The organism is Methanoplanus limicola DSM 2279, assembly GCF_000243255.1.
In the GTDB taxonomy this organism is placed as follows: Archaea; Halobacteriota; Methanomicrobia; order Methanomicrobiales; family Methanomicrobiaceae; genus Methanoplanus; species Methanoplanus limicola.
Genome location: NZ_CM001436.1, coordinates 571758 through 586704, shown reverse-complemented (window position 1 = coordinate 586704; position 14947 = coordinate 571758). Strand labels below are relative to the sequence as shown.

General features: G+C 42.1%; 13 protein-coding genes. 2 read left to right on the top strand and 11 right to left on the bottom strand.

Annotation, left to right across the window (positions count from 1 at the left end; genetic code table 11):
• Window positions 1-179 precede the first annotated feature (179 nt).
• The gene (locus tag METLIM_RS02805; RefSeq protein ID WP_004076388.1) at window positions 180-1439 is read left to right on the top strand and encodes a tetratricopeptide repeat protein; all 1260 of its coding nucleotides are present in this window, start codon (window positions 180-182) and stop codon (window positions 1437-1439) included.
• Window positions 1440-1643: 204 nt separating this feature from the next.
• On the opposite strand, the gene METLIM_RS16850 is transcribed toward METLIM_RS02805, so the two are convergent.
• The 11 genes from METLIM_RS16850 to METLIM_RS02750 form a co-directional block, all read right to left on the bottom strand.
• Window positions 1644-1808, bottom strand: a complete 165-nt coding sequence (locus METLIM_RS16850) for a hypothetical protein (protein WP_004076386.1) — start codon at window positions 1806-1808, stop codon at window positions 1644-1646.
• 484 nt (window positions 1809-2292) lie between these two features.
• Window positions 2293-2754, bottom strand: a complete 462-nt coding sequence (locus tag METLIM_RS02800; RefSeq protein ID WP_004076384.1) for a hypothetical protein — start codon at window positions 2752-2754, stop codon at window positions 2293-2295.
• 23 nt (window positions 2755-2777) lie between these two features.
• Window positions 2778-3800 carry a tetrahydromethanopterin S-methyltransferase subunit H gene (mtrH, locus tag METLIM_RS02795; protein ID WP_004076383.1) on the bottom strand — a complete coding sequence of 341 codons (1023 nt, stop codon included), beginning with the start codon at window positions 3798-3800 and terminating at the stop codon, window positions 2778-2780.
• A 94-nt stretch (window positions 3801-3894) separates the two neighbouring features.
• On the bottom strand, window positions 3895-4035 hold the full coding sequence (locus METLIM_RS16420) for a hypothetical protein (protein ID WP_157202219.1): 141 nt from the start codon (window positions 4033-4035) through the stop codon (window positions 3895-3897).
• 325 nt (window positions 4036-4360) lie between these two features.
• Window positions 4361-6844 carry a hypothetical protein gene (locus METLIM_RS02790; protein WP_004076378.1) on the bottom strand — a complete coding sequence of 828 codons (2484 nt, stop codon included), beginning with the start codon at window positions 6842-6844 and terminating at the stop codon, window positions 4361-4363.
• A 1081-nt stretch (window positions 6845-7925) separates the two neighbouring features.
• Complete coding sequence (locus METLIM_RS02775) at window positions 7926-8426, bottom strand: hypothetical protein (RefSeq protein ID WP_004076375.1); 501 nt, start codon at window positions 8424-8426, stop codon at window positions 7926-7928.
• A gap of 75 nt (window positions 8427-8501) precedes the next feature.
• Window positions 8502-9476, bottom strand: coding sequence for a hypothetical protein (locus METLIM_RS02770; RefSeq protein ID WP_004076374.1), 975 nt, complete (start codon window positions 9474-9476; stop codon window positions 8502-8504).
• Entirely contained in the window at window positions 9473-10453 is a 981-nt protein-coding gene (locus tag METLIM_RS02765; protein ID WP_004076372.1) for a hypothetical protein, read from the bottom strand. Before METLIM_RS02765 ends, METLIM_RS02770 begins: the two co-directional genes overlap by 4 nt.
• Window positions 10450-11400, bottom strand: a complete 951-nt coding sequence (locus METLIM_RS02760; protein ID WP_245543577.1) for a hypothetical protein — start codon at window positions 11398-11400, stop codon at window positions 10450-10452. The genes METLIM_RS02765 and METLIM_RS02760 overlap by 4 nt, the downstream gene beginning before the upstream one ends.
• Before the next feature lie 39 nt (window positions 11401-11439).
• Window positions 11440-12420 (bottom strand): hypothetical protein, encoded by a 981-nt coding sequence (locus METLIM_RS02755; RefSeq protein WP_004076368.1) that lies wholly within the window; start codon window positions 12418-12420, stop codon window positions 11440-11442.
• A 55-nt stretch (window positions 12421-12475) separates the two neighbouring features.
• A complete protein-coding gene (locus METLIM_RS02750) occupies window positions 12476-13426 on the bottom strand; it encodes a hypothetical protein (RefSeq protein ID WP_157202218.1) in 951 nt (316 codons plus the stop codon).
• Window positions 13427-13662: 236 nt separating this feature from the next.
• Here METLIM_RS02750 and METLIM_RS02745 point away from each other — a divergent pair, with 236 nt between their 5' ends.
• Window positions 13663-14808 carry a hypothetical protein gene (locus METLIM_RS02745; RefSeq protein ID WP_157202217.1) on the top strand — a complete coding sequence of 382 codons (1146 nt, stop codon included), beginning with the start codon at window positions 13663-13665 and terminating at the stop codon, window positions 14806-14808.
• The last annotated feature ends 139 nt before the right edge of the window (window positions 14809-14947 follow it).

Below are 14947 nucleotides of genomic sequence, written 5' to 3'. Positions count from 1 at the left end.
TGATTTAAATTATTATATGTGAATCCGGCATATGCATTTAAATCTGTTGAATTCTTCCATATTCATAAAACTGCTGTAAATGCTCCCTTACTGAATCATTATCTGAAAGCAGCATATTTCCGGTTGTCAAAACATTCATTTTTTGCCTTTAGATGCACATATTATTCAGGAGAGATGGTATGGGCATTTTAGACAGAATAAAATCACCGGAAGAGGCATTTGAGAAAGGAAACCGGCTGGTTGATTCCGGAAAGTTTGAAGAGGCCTTGAAAGCATATGAGTCTGTATCTGAATCAGAATATCCTGAAATACACTATTGCAGAGGAAATGCGTATTATGGTCTTTTAAAGTATGACAAGGCAGCAGAGGCATATAATAAGGCAGTTGCCATAACTCCGGGTGATGCTGATGCACATTACAACCGTGGAAATGCCCTCTATAAACTGGGTTGTCCTGACGAGGCAATAGAGGCATACGATAAGGCAACCGGAATTGACAGCCGGCTTGCCGAAGCCTACAATAACAAAGGAAATGTTCTGTCAAAGTCCGGAAGGTATGAAGAGGCCCTTGCAGCGTTTGAGAGTGCCATAGCTGCCGGAACGGATTTTGCAGAAGGATACAATAATAAAGGTCTTTCACTGTCTTCACTTGGGCAGTATGATGACGCAGTTTTAGCTTTTGATAAAGCAATAAGCATAAGATCTGACTATGCAGAGGCGTATTACAACCGTGGAAACGCCCTGTATGAGGCCGGACGCCATGATGAAGCCCTGGCTTCCTATGATATGGCAGCTGAAATTATCCCTGAAAATTCCCTGTACCACAACAACAGAGCACTCACTCTCTTTGAACTTGGCCGTTATGAGGAAGCCATGGCAGCATTTGACCGGTCATTAAGTCTAAACCCGAAAGATGCCGATCTCTGGTTTAATAAAGGTTTTGCCTTAAATAATCTCGGACAGTATGACAAAGCCCTTAAGGCAGTCGAGAATTCAGTCAGTATTAATCCTGATGATGCTGAAGCACAGTATAACAAAGGTTTTGCCCTTAATGAACTTGGCCGTTATGACGAGGCAATTATTGCACTGGACAGATCAGTTGCTATAGATTCCGGAAATTCTGAAGTTCAATGCTTAAGAGGAGCGGTTCTCACTGAACTTGGCCGTTATGATGATGCAGTTAAAGCGTATGATCTGGCACTGGGCATAGTTCCGGATAATGCCACATTCTACTATCAGAAAGGCGATGCCATTGGAAAAACCGGCCGGTATGAAGAAGCGATATCGGTATATGATCAGGCAATTGCTTTAAATCCTGATTACGCCGCTGCATACTCTAAGAAAGGAAAGGCGCTCATTCATCTGGGAAGATATGATGATGCCTCGGCGGCTTATGACATGGCAAAGAGAACTGAGCCGGATGCTGTCAGGGATAATTAACTGATTTCTGCTATAAGTGTCATTTACAATATAATTCCGGGGAAAATTATCAGGGGAGTATTCCGGCCCGGAATTATTTCCGGATGCCATGTCCATATTATCCCCGGAAATAATGTCATCTTATGGAAGATGAAGGTTTATTTTCCCCTGAGATGCCAATTATTTTATAATTATATTATATGTGGATTGGACGGCTGGGATAACTTACAGGACCTCTTTTCTGTTCATCTCTTTCATCAGGTGATGGAGGTGCTCGTCAAGGTTTTTAATGTGGCTGTTAAGCTCTTCAATGTCTCTTCCTACGTGCTCAATATCATCATGTACATGATGAAGCTCTTCACTTACATGCTCGAATAGTTCTTCTGTCATTTATTTACTCCTGTTTAACCGGAATAACCCGGCTCTTTTTTTTCTGTGATTAGCTTAACTTCCGTAAGGATTTACGCTAATTACAATAACATATTTCATATTTTGGTGCAGTAATATCTGACTCTGAAATTATTTGGGTTGCTTTGAATAACCTCTCTGAATTTCAGTTTTGTTCCGCTTTTTTCTAACTCTGCGCTATCCTATGTGGCAGTATTCAGACAATAAGATGATTCTGTAGCGCTTCTTCATGTACGGATGCTTTAGAATCCGGATGCCGTTTCCGGTGTTAATAGAATAGTTCTGCATTACCGGGTTATGAATTGCATTGACCGGCGGAGCGGCATGACAGCATTGAAAAAAGTGTATTTGTTATTATCTGTAATGGTGTACGTTGTTAGTTCGAAGTTGACATGAATTTATTTTTTTGTATGTACTGCTCCACAGTGCAGAAAAAACTGTCCGCATATTCTGTTTTTGGAAATGTCTATTTCAGACTGCTGAGGTTAAATTCTCTATCATTGCCGGAGATATATCCGGCAATTTCTTTTGCAGCGTCTTCGCTGATTTTTTGGCATGTACCGGAGAGAGTTTTGATATATCTGCTGCTGATAATACCTATTGATGAGTCTTTTTCTGCGGCTCTGCTTTTTATTGTAAAGAGCGATATGCAGTTTTCGTCACTTCTGAAGCAGGGTATATTTCCTATCTGTGCGGGGTATGCCACAGGAGGACTGTGAATGTATCCTATCCATGAACAGGCATTTTCAGAGACATAAAGAGATGTAATGCCGATTCCGGCAAGTTCTTTGATCTTCTGATGAAGACTGTTTTCTGTATTGGCTTTGTATGAATTTTTATGATATTTTCTGGGTGTCCCGTCATTTTGGGCACTGGCGGAATACTCCAGGAATTTCACATATTTGTGGAGAGAGCGTGGTAAAGCCATAAGATTCCTCTTTTTGCTTTACTTTAGATCATTCTGTGAATCGGATGGTTCTCATCCATGACTTCCCCGCCAAGTTCCTGCCATGTCTCGGCAAGTACTATGTCACAGAATGCGGCAGTGGTCGCCATCGGCTCCATGCTTTCAATAGGGCCGTACATGATGAGATCGGCCCCAAGTGTCATTGCGATGATATTGCATCCAATATCAGGTGATGACCATGCAGCCTGCCTGATGCCATCAATTCCTCCAAAGTAATGGTGGTACATCTGCTCGGCGAGTGCTTCTTTTCCTTCATATATGTCGGATAGTCCGTTCTTGCGCCAGCGTTTGAGCCATGTCCATGAAACGGTCATGTTATGATATGCCCCTCCGCACGGGAGTCCGTGTATTGCCTTGCAGGCGAGGATGTGACGGAATGATGCTCCGGACCCCAGTCCAAGAGGAGTTGCAGCTGTATCAAGAATCGGGCGTGTAATGCCGCATTCATCTGCGATCTGGAGCATACTCTTCTCCTGTCCGGCTACTCCGCCTTCCTTTAAGACTTTCTCCTTCCCGATTACGGTTGCTTCTCCGGGATTGAATGCCAGAACGATTGCAGAATTCACATCACTTTCTTTGAGGACATCAATGTTCTCCTGGGTGATTGAACCGTTTATTGAATTATAAATGGCTCTGTCAGAGAGTCCCACTTCATCGACAAATTTTGTGGCATGCACAAGGGCTGCCGGATCTGATGAATCCATCAGGAAGGGAGTTTTGCTGTCTATGCTGTCAAACCACCTGATGTAGCTTTCAAAAGCTTCTGCATGTTCTGAGATTATCTGGCAGAAGAATGGATTTCCGGTGAGATCATAGAGTTCCTGTGTTCTCTGCCAGAGTGCTTCTGCTTTTTCCTTATCAATCTTACCTGTGTGATCATCAAGGACAATCTCCTGTTTGTTGTAGAAGATTGATGCACTGAGCACACGCGGGTATTCTCCGGGCTGTCCGCCTAATTTTATGCCGTTAAAATCCAGCACTGTCTGTTCTTTATCAAATCTAAACATAAATTTCACGTCCTTTTCGTGACGTCGAGCCCAAGTTAAATTATTTTTATTTAGAACAATTTAATTTGAACTAATTATCTTTGTAAAAACTGATTTAAATAAATTCCGGAATATCTTTTGGCAGGTCGTTTACCTGGTATAGTTTATACCTGCAATACGGGATGTTTGCAACATGCGGTATGTCTGCGTACAGTTTCAGGATGAAGTCTGCAAAGAGAAGAACTGATATAATCATATAAATGTTGATTTAAATGAATAATAGCCATTTTTTCTCTTTGTTTGCTGCAGAAAGAAAAAGCGGGGAAGCAGGTTATAATGAATAACTTTTTTACCCTCTCTTCTGTGTTATCCGGGATCTGCTGCAAAAGATTATTTTTGCCGGTATAAAATTCAAATACTCTTTCAGATCCAGCTTTGGCAGATTTAAACAGCTTTTTCTGATTGCAGTTCTCTGCTGAAAATACGCTGCCAACATGATGCAAATCCGCAAATATGAACCATGATGAGATGGGTGGGAAGGGCAGAAACCGGAGGTATTTAAGAGTCATGCCATCTCCCCTTCAGGGATTTTTGGATATTGTACCCTGTCTGTTATTATTAATGTCTCCTCCGGAATTCCGCCCGTCACCATCAAGGGAGATATTGGGTGAAGTTATCCACTCACGGTAGGTCTGATAATTAAATGAGTACCTTCTGACCTTCTTTCGTGCAGTGCCAAATTCACATTCCTCAGGATATACCATCTCATCCAGTGATATGGCGGGGCACTTCTCTAAAAGCCCGGCATATTTCAGACCTCTTGCTGAATAACCATGAAAGACTCTTCTGACCTGGTAATAGGAGAAGCCGAGCGCCTCCTGGATCATTCCGACTGTGACGAAGTTCCACTCCATCTTCTCCATAACTGCCAGTGTGTTGGCTTCGTTCTTTGTAAGGTTTGATGACATATCTCCGTTATCCCGGCTGATCTTTTTATAGAGTTTCAGGGCGGCATAAAAGTCCGACTCATCCGCATCAATATATTTCACATCCGGATCTTCCTTTGGGGTCTCCCTCTGCATTGAGAAGAGCAGGGCATGTGATTTTATCAGATCAAAGAGCATTGTTGGATTTCTCCGGTTGTGAACATCTGAAAATCTTATTCTCTCTGCAAATGGTATTCTGACATATACCTGCCTCTCTTTTAAGATACGCCAGATCTCCCTGCATACCGGGATGCCTTCGTGTTCGGCAGTTTCTGGTATGCCCTCAGCTTCACTTCTTTTAATGTGCTTAAGAACATCCTCATCCTGCCGGTGTGAATCGTCAATCCAGACGGTAAGCATCCGGTTTAACACCTGATCATCACCGGCATCCTCAACTTTTGAGAGCCACCAGACACACCTCTCAGGAATTCTGCATATTTTCAGCTTTCTTTCGGTTGTGAGGGTCATATGTTCAATGCTTTCTGTGAAGTTTGAGGTGGAATTTTTAATTATCTCCTGGAAATCATCTGACAGGGCTGTGTCGTCAAACCAGAAGATGGTTCCTGCCTTTAAATTTGGGTTATAATAGAGGGCCTTGTCGCTTACAGTTCCGGAGAGTTTAAAATCCTCAGGTAAGAGTTTTAGCATTGTTTTGCAGGCATGGGTCTTGCCTTTCCCGGAATTTCCGGAGACAGATACATGAAGACCGCTTGTGTTATAAACCGACTGGGAGGCAACTGACATTGCCATACACTCGGCGACAACTCTGTCTCCTACGTGGTTCTTCTCAAAGGTGTCGAGGATGAATTTAAGCGGGTCGCCGTTTTTGAGAATTTCGATGGCGGAATTTTGGGCGGAGGTTGTGTCAATGTCATTTAATGATTTGTCATCCTGATTGCTATCGCTGTTTTCTTCGGGAATTATCTCCGGGAGTTTATCATTCCCGCCGGAAAGAGAGGATATTACTGTCTTCCGGTTGTCATTCTGCTCCTTAACCGTTTTCCTGCCGGAAGTCTTCTCTCCTTCATACATCGCCCGTAATTCCTGCCATCTCTGCCTGCCTGCACCGCAGGAATTGTGGTGGCATCCGGCAAAAACTGCACCGTTTTCAAACTGGATTGCAAATGCCCCGTCTTTATGGGCTGAAGAGAACGGGCATTCTTCAAGGATATACAAAGTCCCGTCCTGCCAGGGCTTTTCTGACCGGACCTTTATGTTATGTGCTGACAGCCAGTCTGCAAGGGGTATTTTTCCGCCCGGAACTGTGATTGGGTTTGCTCCATTCCCCTCCCTTGTAATTTCTGAATTGGCGGCCGGCGGGATCTCCTTTCTGTTTCTGCCCGGAATTGCCTCTGCAAGTTTTATGAGAAGTTTTTTTGGGACGGTCTCCTGATTATCAGCGGCTGAAATTATGCCCGATCTCCGGTGGGGACGAATCTCTGTGCTGTCACCTTTCCGGGCGTGTGTCCCGTATAATTTCCAGATTCGTGAGGCGTTGTAATTGCCCTTATCAACAACGGCTTTTTCGTCTGAGAAGAGGGCATCAAGTGTTTCAAGGCAGTGTTTAATGAGGATAGTTGCATCACCGCTGTTTTTGAGGTCAATTCTGTACAGGAGGTGTGCACCGTTTCCGGAATCGGCGGATATTGGTTCTGGAAATCCCAGCTCACTTAAGAAAGCTGCAATTTTCTCTGCCATTTTAAGTGCATAGTTATGTTCATCATCTGAGGATGATACGCCTGACGGGCGGACGGGATCGATGTCCACCGGAAGAAAACGCCTTCTGATTATGTCGGCATCCGAGGTTGCTGCATCTTTTTTTGTGAGCTGCCTGATTCTGTCTGCCCTTCTTGAATATAGAACCGGGTTTACCTCGTTTAAGGTTACATAAATACCGTTTTCTCCGGATATGTCAAGTCTGAAGGCTTCGTCTGATAGCTTGTCATGGTCCTTAAAGTAGCCGCTGTATGTCTTGAAATCGGATAATGCCCTTAGTTCGACCACATCTTCCGGCAGGAAAAGAAGATTTATATTCTCCCTGATCTCCTCCTTTCTTCTCTTTGCATCCTCAAAGTTCATGCAGGCATCACCATTTTTTTGGAAATTGCAGCATTTTTTGGGAATTTAGCCCCGGAAATTTCTGTTGAGAAATTAGTAATTGTTATATCAGTGTCCGGGTAATAACTGTTAGCAGTCTGGTGGAATTTTACTGTCCTAAGAGTTTTTTCCGGGCTGCTGTTTATCTTGTTAACACCTTTTATATTAATCCTGCATCTTCTGCTGATTTTTTTCTCCGGTTCTCTGTGTCTTTGATATTTTAATCTCATTTTATCACCGTTCTTCTGTCCGGCCTGTTTTGCCGTCATTTTTTGGAAGTTGGGATCTGTGATTCGGGAATTTCCGGATTTTTTGGATTCTGATTTTTTTTGAGAGCCTAAGCTAATGTATTTTCAGTTGTCGTGGAAAATCTCTCTTCTCAGGTTCTCCTTATCAGATCCCGCCTGACGGTTTGGTGCCGGATTTAACAAAAAACACCTGGTATGATTATTATCAGGAGTTATCAGTTCTGTTTCCGGCAGAAGTTTTCCGCCCAGGTTTATCTTCCTTATTATGAGGTTAATAACAGGGTATATAATAACATTCGGGCGCAGGGTGAAAGTAAAATCCTAAAAAATTGTATTTGGTGGATTTGTCTATTTAGCCGTTGCTTTACATTGTGACTCTCTTTGCAGGGCTGAAATTTTCAGTTCCGTCTGACTGTCCCGGTGGGCGCATGGTGGTTATAATTCCGGGCCGTTATTCTCTGTATTTATATTCGGAATATTGAGGTGCGGCAGTTTTATGGTGTTATTAACATCTGTCTGATATTTTTTCTGCTAATTATTCAGGCAGATCAAAAAAAGGGAGGATTTTTCAACCCGGAATCTGCATGGAAAGATGGTGTGAGATTTTGTGAGACGATTATCCTTCTCTTGCTGATATTATTCTGTCTGGATTTTGTCTTCCCGTTATTTAAGATATTTTTGACATCGATTTTATAAATATGGCATTTGAATTTGAATGTTCCAAAATTCAGTTTTCAGAACATTCCTGATTAATTTAATATCAGTCTTACACTGTCATCCTGTTGCACTTTTTTAATCAGGACTTTTGTGACCTGTCAGATGAGAAGTCCAAGCCCGTAAGAAACAGAATTGACAATGATGGCAATGATCACGGCCTGATACAGCCTGATTTTAAGCATATACCAGATTATCACTGACTCCACAGCGGCAACAATAATCTCACCATTGACCGGATACCATGACATATCAAGATAAACCGGCATTATAAACCAGAGGTATGGCAGAGTCAGTGCCGTCATCAAAATTCCGGCTGCAAAAATATCCGGCTCGGAAATCTTCTCTTTCAGGTTTTCCTTACCATTAACATTAAGATTGTCCTTCCGGTCAGCTTTCTTTCCACCGTTTTCTCCATCTGTTTTTTTATCTGCATCTCCACAGTCTGTGCAATTGTCTGCATCTTCTCTGTATTTTCTACCGCTAATTGTTCTCTTCAGGAGATCTGTTCTTTCTGCAATGCGGATTATGGCGTACATCAGCGGGATTTCCATAATCCACGTAAAGATGAGGGATTCAAGGAATAAGGATTCGTAAGTCATATGCAGGTTTGTTGGTCATTGGTTTGTCTTTTCGTATGGGTAACCGGTTTGATTTATTCCATCTTTTCCGGGACATTAGTTCCTCAGGCCCAAAAATTTCAGAATGGCTGTAAAGAAACTGTCATCTGTATCATTCCGGAGATTTTGAGATGAAGTTATATTATCAGCCGTTAAAATTTTGATATTTTCCGGTTTTATCTTCTCTTCTGCTGCAAACTGAGTTTCTTTTTCTGTATTATGTTTTATTATATTGCCATCCTCGTCTGTAGGAATGGTGTAGTGCAGGCTGCCTTCTTTTCTTATTGGCTGACCTTCCGGATTACAATAGTCTTCACATGGTACAGTCTCAAGTAAATCTGAACAGTTAAGATCAATATTGCGTACTTCTTCATTACATGCATAGTATTCTTCAGTCCAGACCATGGTTGTGTTATTCATCTCAAATGTTCTTGTACCTTCAGGATAAATCTTATTTTCATCATATTCTTCAAAATATTCTCTGCATAAGTCATATCCTTCGGATATTAGCCTTGATTGCTCTTTATTGCAGGCATCAGATTCGTCAGTCGTCATCAGGCACGGCCCGTATTCTCCTGAATGGTAATCCCTGTAAACATTGTACTCCAGGTAATTGCAGTCCGGATTTGGAATATCACCTATATTTTCGATTGTAAATTCCACACCGCCGGCTTTTCCGCATAGTGTACAGTGGTCAATTACCCTGTGATTATAGTAAAACGGCTCGTAGATGGAGTCTCCGTAATTATCTACTGTAGCGGAATATGAGAATACTTCTGTCATATTGTATGTTCCCGTTTCTCTTTTCTCATAATTTCCACTTAGATAATCTTTCCATTCCTGGGTTCTCACTTTGAGAATGTAGCCGTAGCATTTTACGGTATAAGTAACTGACTTGTTGTATGGTTCTCCGTCTTTCTCGAAGAAAATCTTAGTTTCGGTAGGCTGTGTTATGTCCGCAGATGCCGGTAATATCAGTGCCAGAAAGATAAATCCGGCCAGTATCAGGATAACTATTGCTTTGCTGTTCATTTAATCAGCCCAAAAAATTTCATAATTGCTGTAAAGAAACTGTCATCTGCATCTGTGCGGGTGTTTTGAGATGACGTATCGTTTTCAGCCGTTTCGTTTATTACGTCTTTTAATGCTGTATCCGGTTCTGTTATCGTTTCAGATTTATCGGATTCCTGTTTTGTATCCATCTCAATTATGTTACCATTTTCGTCCGTTGGAATGGTGTAATGCAGGTTACAGTATCTTAGAAGAGGATTTCCGTCAGGGTCACAGTAATCACTGCATGAAACTTCATCGTCAAATACAGTGCAGTTTAGATCAATGGCTTCTGCTTCTTCATGGCATTTTCTGCACTCTTCTGTGATCACCATTGTAACTCCGTCGCGTTTAAAGGTCCCGGTGTCTTTTGGGTATTTCTTTTTTTTATCAAAAACTTCAAGATATCTGTCGCATAATTCATGCTCTTTTTCCTTTAATTCGTTCTCCTCCTCCTGACATCTGTCTGACTGACTGGTGCTGATGTAGCATACGTCTGAGCTTTTCTCCTTTGGAAAACTGACAAATTTCTCTCTCATTTTGCAGTCCGGAATCGGGCTTACCCCTGCATTTTCAATTACAAACTTTTTCCCCTCTGCTTCTCCGGAAAGTGTGCAGTAATCAATGATCCGGTAATTTAAGTAAAACGGTTCAAATATCTCATCACCGTAATGGTCAACGGTTGCGGAGTATGAGAATACTTCAGTCTGGTTGTATGTCCCCGGTTCTCTTCTCTGGTAATTTCCACGCCAGTAATATTTGAAATTCGGGTCTGTGTCGTCCACAATGTAACCATAGCAGGTAACCGTGAAACTGACAGTGCCGTTGTAAGGCTCTCCGTTCTTTTCAAAGAAGACTTTGGTTGAGGTCGGCATTATTCTATCCGCAGATGCCGGCAAAGTCAGAGCTATAAGGATAATCCCTGCCATAATCAGAATTGTTATCTGTTTGCTGCTCATTTAATCAGCCCTAAAAATTTCATAATGACTGTAAAGAGATTATTGTCTGCACCTTTACCGGGGTTTAGGGATGATGTCTCGTTTAGAGCCGTTTCGTTTCTGACATTCTGCTTTGCAGCACCATTTTCTGTAATTGTCTCTGGTATGCCGGATTCCTGCTTCGTATCCGTCTCAACTATATTGCCGTTTTCATCAGTCGGGATTGTGTAATGCAGGCTGCATTCCCTGTCAATCGGATGACCTTCAGGATCGCAGTAGTCCTCACATGGAACCGTCTTTAAGAGATCGGTGCAGTTGAGATCAAGGCTGTATGCCTCGTCAGTACACCTGAGGTATTCTTTTGTGAGAACCATAGTGACACCGTCAGCCTCCATGGTTCTCGTATCATCGGGGTAAATCCGGGTGTCATCATAAATTACCAGGTATTTATCGCACAGGTCGGCTTTTTGGCATTTCAGCCTCTCTTCCTCTTCAAAGCAGGTATATGCACTGTCTGTTTCCATGTGGCAGACATCAGAATCATAATCCCGGATTACACGATACTCTGCTCTTTTGCAGTCCGGAATTGGACTGTCTCCAATATATTCAATGACAAATTTTTTGCCGCTTGTCTCTCCACAGAGTGTACAGTGATCAATTACCCGGTAGTTCAGGTAAAACGGTTCATATATCGCATCGCCGTAATGTCCGGCAGTTGCGGAGTATGAAAAGACCTCAGTCATGTTGTATGTTCCCGGTTCTTTCTTTTCATAATTCCCGTTTATGTAATCCGTAAATTCCTCTGATCCCGGATAAAAGGTATAGCCGTAGCATCTTACTGTAAATTCGACAGAATCATTATACGGCTGACCGTTTTTTTCAAAGAAAACTTCTGTTTTGGTTGGGGTGATAATATCCCCTGATACCGGCAGGCATATTATCGTCATTAGCAGAGATACTGAAATCAAAATAACCGGGTATTTTCCAACAATCATATTTTATAACCCTTATATTTCCTTTTTAAAATTCCATTCCCCGCCCACCGGACCAAAGCTGGTTATATTCACAGAGATATTTTCATACGTTACTGAGAGTGGTTCAACTGTGCAGGTAAAAGTCCTTAGCTCTCCGTTCATTCCCGATAATTCGGCATTCCAGAGATATTTTTCCTTCCCGCCGTCAATACTGTAAAATCCACTGATTTTATCGTCCGGTGAATAGGTATATGTCCGGACTTCTCCTCCTTCATTGGTTATGTTATACACCGGATTTTTTGGAAGAACGGAAAAAAGCAGGTCTGTACCGGTGGGCCTGGCATCAATTTTCTCAAAAGTAATCGTTATATCTTCATCTTCTCTTTTGGTATCAACCGGAATTATTTCATTCATAATTTCACCGTCCGGTTTAACCATGACTTCAGATATTGCCTTTCCAAGTACACCTGTAAATTTCTCTTCAGTTATGCCGTCCCAGACCATCACATCCGGCATTTCAAGGACGTATAATCCGGGAGAAACGTTTCTTCCGTATTCATCAGTCAGGTCCCATATGATCTCATAAGTGAGGTTTTCACCGGGTTTTATCCCGACTGTATCACTCCCATTTGAATATCTCTTAATAATTCCAAACGGCAGGGAGATGTCACTTGGGTCTTTAATCAGAAACTTTGGGGAGTAATTTCCAATTTTAAGAGGCAAATCACCTTTGTTTAAAAACGTGACCTCTATTGTGGCACTGCCTCCTTCTGTTGCTATGAGTGATTTTGGGGATGTATGAATTGTAAGGCCGTCATATTTACCTTCTGAAAAATCAGCTTCTGAATGTGTACCTTTGGGACCATCTGTACGGTTGTCCTCCGGAAGAATGATCCAGTTGCCGTTTTCGTCATATACTTCTGTTTTTGTGTTATCTGTGCATCCGCATGTGGCAGTAATAGCCATTACAAGGGCAGACAATAATATCAGTTTTATAATTGTTAGTTTCTTCATGAAATTACCTCTCAAAAATCCTGAATCTGAAATAATCGTTTTTGCTTCATGGATATCATATCCCGGCAGTGTTAAGGTACCTGACTTCAGTCCTGTTAAAGATCATAACAACCTCATTTTTCTCTTTGTCAAATATCCACCAGTTCTCCATCCGGTTGTCATGATTTGCCGTATAACGGTGGTTCTGGTCTGAATAACTGTAAGATACATTTTCCGGGTATTCATACCGCACAAAGTCTTCTCTGTCATTGGCGGCAAATGCAAATGACATATCGCCGTATCTTAAAGTCAGGACGACAAGAATTCTTTTTTTGTATGCCTCATCTTCCGTTTCCGCTGCGAATTCCGGTTTAAATCCGGCATTAATCAGGTTTTTAAACTTGCTGTTGTTTATGGCCAAAGCTATGACTGCCGTAATATCGGATGTAATATTTTCCTTTACTGTAAAATCCGCCTCTTTGATATTATTTACATATCCGGATGATTCCGGGCTGAGTATATCCCCTTTGACTGTATCAGGAAAGATGAAGTCTGTCTCATTCTGGGCCAGAATGATTTTCGTTCCGTTGAAGAAGTATGTCTCATCTCCGAAGGTAGCTTTTGAATATCCCTCTATATCCTGTGGCATAATAATTCCGTCTCCAGCCACTTCTCCGGAGGACTCATTTACACTGACAAAATATGTAAGACCGCTGTAATCTATGATCAGCCGTGGATATGACGAAAGGCAGAATGCCGGATATTTGGGACATGGGGTAAAAATGAAATCAACTGAGCGTATTTTCCCTCCGGCTTTAATGAGCTGCTCTGTTTTTTTCTCCTTTAAAGCTGTCTTAGCAACATAAGACCCGTTTGTTGTCAGGAGTTCCTCTGCTGATTGTGATATCGGTATCTCTGAATAGTTAATTATTAATTGTTCTTTGGTTGGGAGCTGCACTATGGCGTCAGAATTGTCTGTGTTGTTGGCATCTGCGTTGTATTCCGTGCATCCTGTAATTAGTGTCACTGAAACAGCAAGAGCCAGTATCCCTGTTAATTTTAAAAATTTAATTCTCCCGGGTCCCCGCATGACTTTTATCCCTGATTAATGGATTTATTTCGGGACTATATAAATGCCTCTCACCATACCATTGAACTATATATGATATGTCAGAGTTGTTCGATAGAATGGTCAGAGGTATATTTATAGGTTGAAATCAGATTGTTGTATATATGGTGTGCTGCATTCCCTATTTCATCTGCATGAAGCATTCTAATGCCGGGCGTGGTGGACGCTGCAACTATGGTGATTTTCCTGCCAGTATCTTGTTTTACTTCATATTGTCCCTGACAATCCTCTCTTTAATGGTTCAGTCCGGATCAGCATATGATACAGCACCGGGCACTACTGGTATAATTGGGACAGACAGCCCCCCGCGGTACTGCGGTATTGACGGTGATTATGTGATCTGGAGTGAGTATAAAAAACTCATACTCCACAATCTTGTGGAGAATAAAAGCGTTAAAATCTCAGGCGGCGGTTTTTATGAACTCTATTCTCCGAAAATTTCCGATGGCAATGTAATCTGGCTTGAATGGGAGAATGAATTTGCTGATACACGTATATGGGACCTTTACATCTATAACATCTCCTCAGATGAGATTCAGCTGATTCCAACTGAGATGGGTGCCCCCCGTTATCCTGATATTTCCGGAGAATTTGCAGCATGGACGGATCATAACGATGTCTATCTTCTGGAGCTTAAAAAAGGAGAACCGGAGAAAATTTCGGAAAAAACAGTCTTTACCGGAACATGCCGTGTGGACGGGGGAACCGTAGCCTGGGAGGGGACAGAAAACCCGGATTCACCGGTAAATGATCTGTACATATACAATATCAGCACCGGAAAGACAGATATTGTATCTGATCTGACTGGATTTCGTGATGAATTCCTGCTGCATGACAATACTGTCATATGGGCGGATTATACAACCAACAGTTCACACTCTTCTGTTATGAAATATGACACCGGCAGTAAAACAACAGAGGAAATTGCAAGGGTCAGGGATAATGCCGGGAGTTTTTCAGCATCCGGAGATATTCTGGTCTTTACAAATTTTGGCTTCTGGAGTACTGATGTACCGGACCGGCAGAACCATCTGCTGAATATGACAACCGGAGATGATATGGTTATAAATTCTGCCGGGGAAGGAGGATGGGCAATAGATGTCTCCGGCAACAGGGTTGTCTGGTCAGTTCAGGATGTAATCTTATTCACATATGACCCTTCCGCTATTCCGGAACCTGAAAATCAATCTCTGCCAGGGTTTAGCTATGTCCCGGTAATCTGTGGAATTCTTGGAGCAACAGGCATATCCATATGGCGTGATGCAAAAAAATCCCTATAACACTTCAGATTGCCTGTTTCGTAATTGACAGATCACTTTATGGGAAGTATTAAGAAAGGAACGGCAGCAGGATAGTTGCAGGCGTATCTTCTGCAAAATACCGGCAGTAATTTAAATTATACAATATTCCGGATGAAAC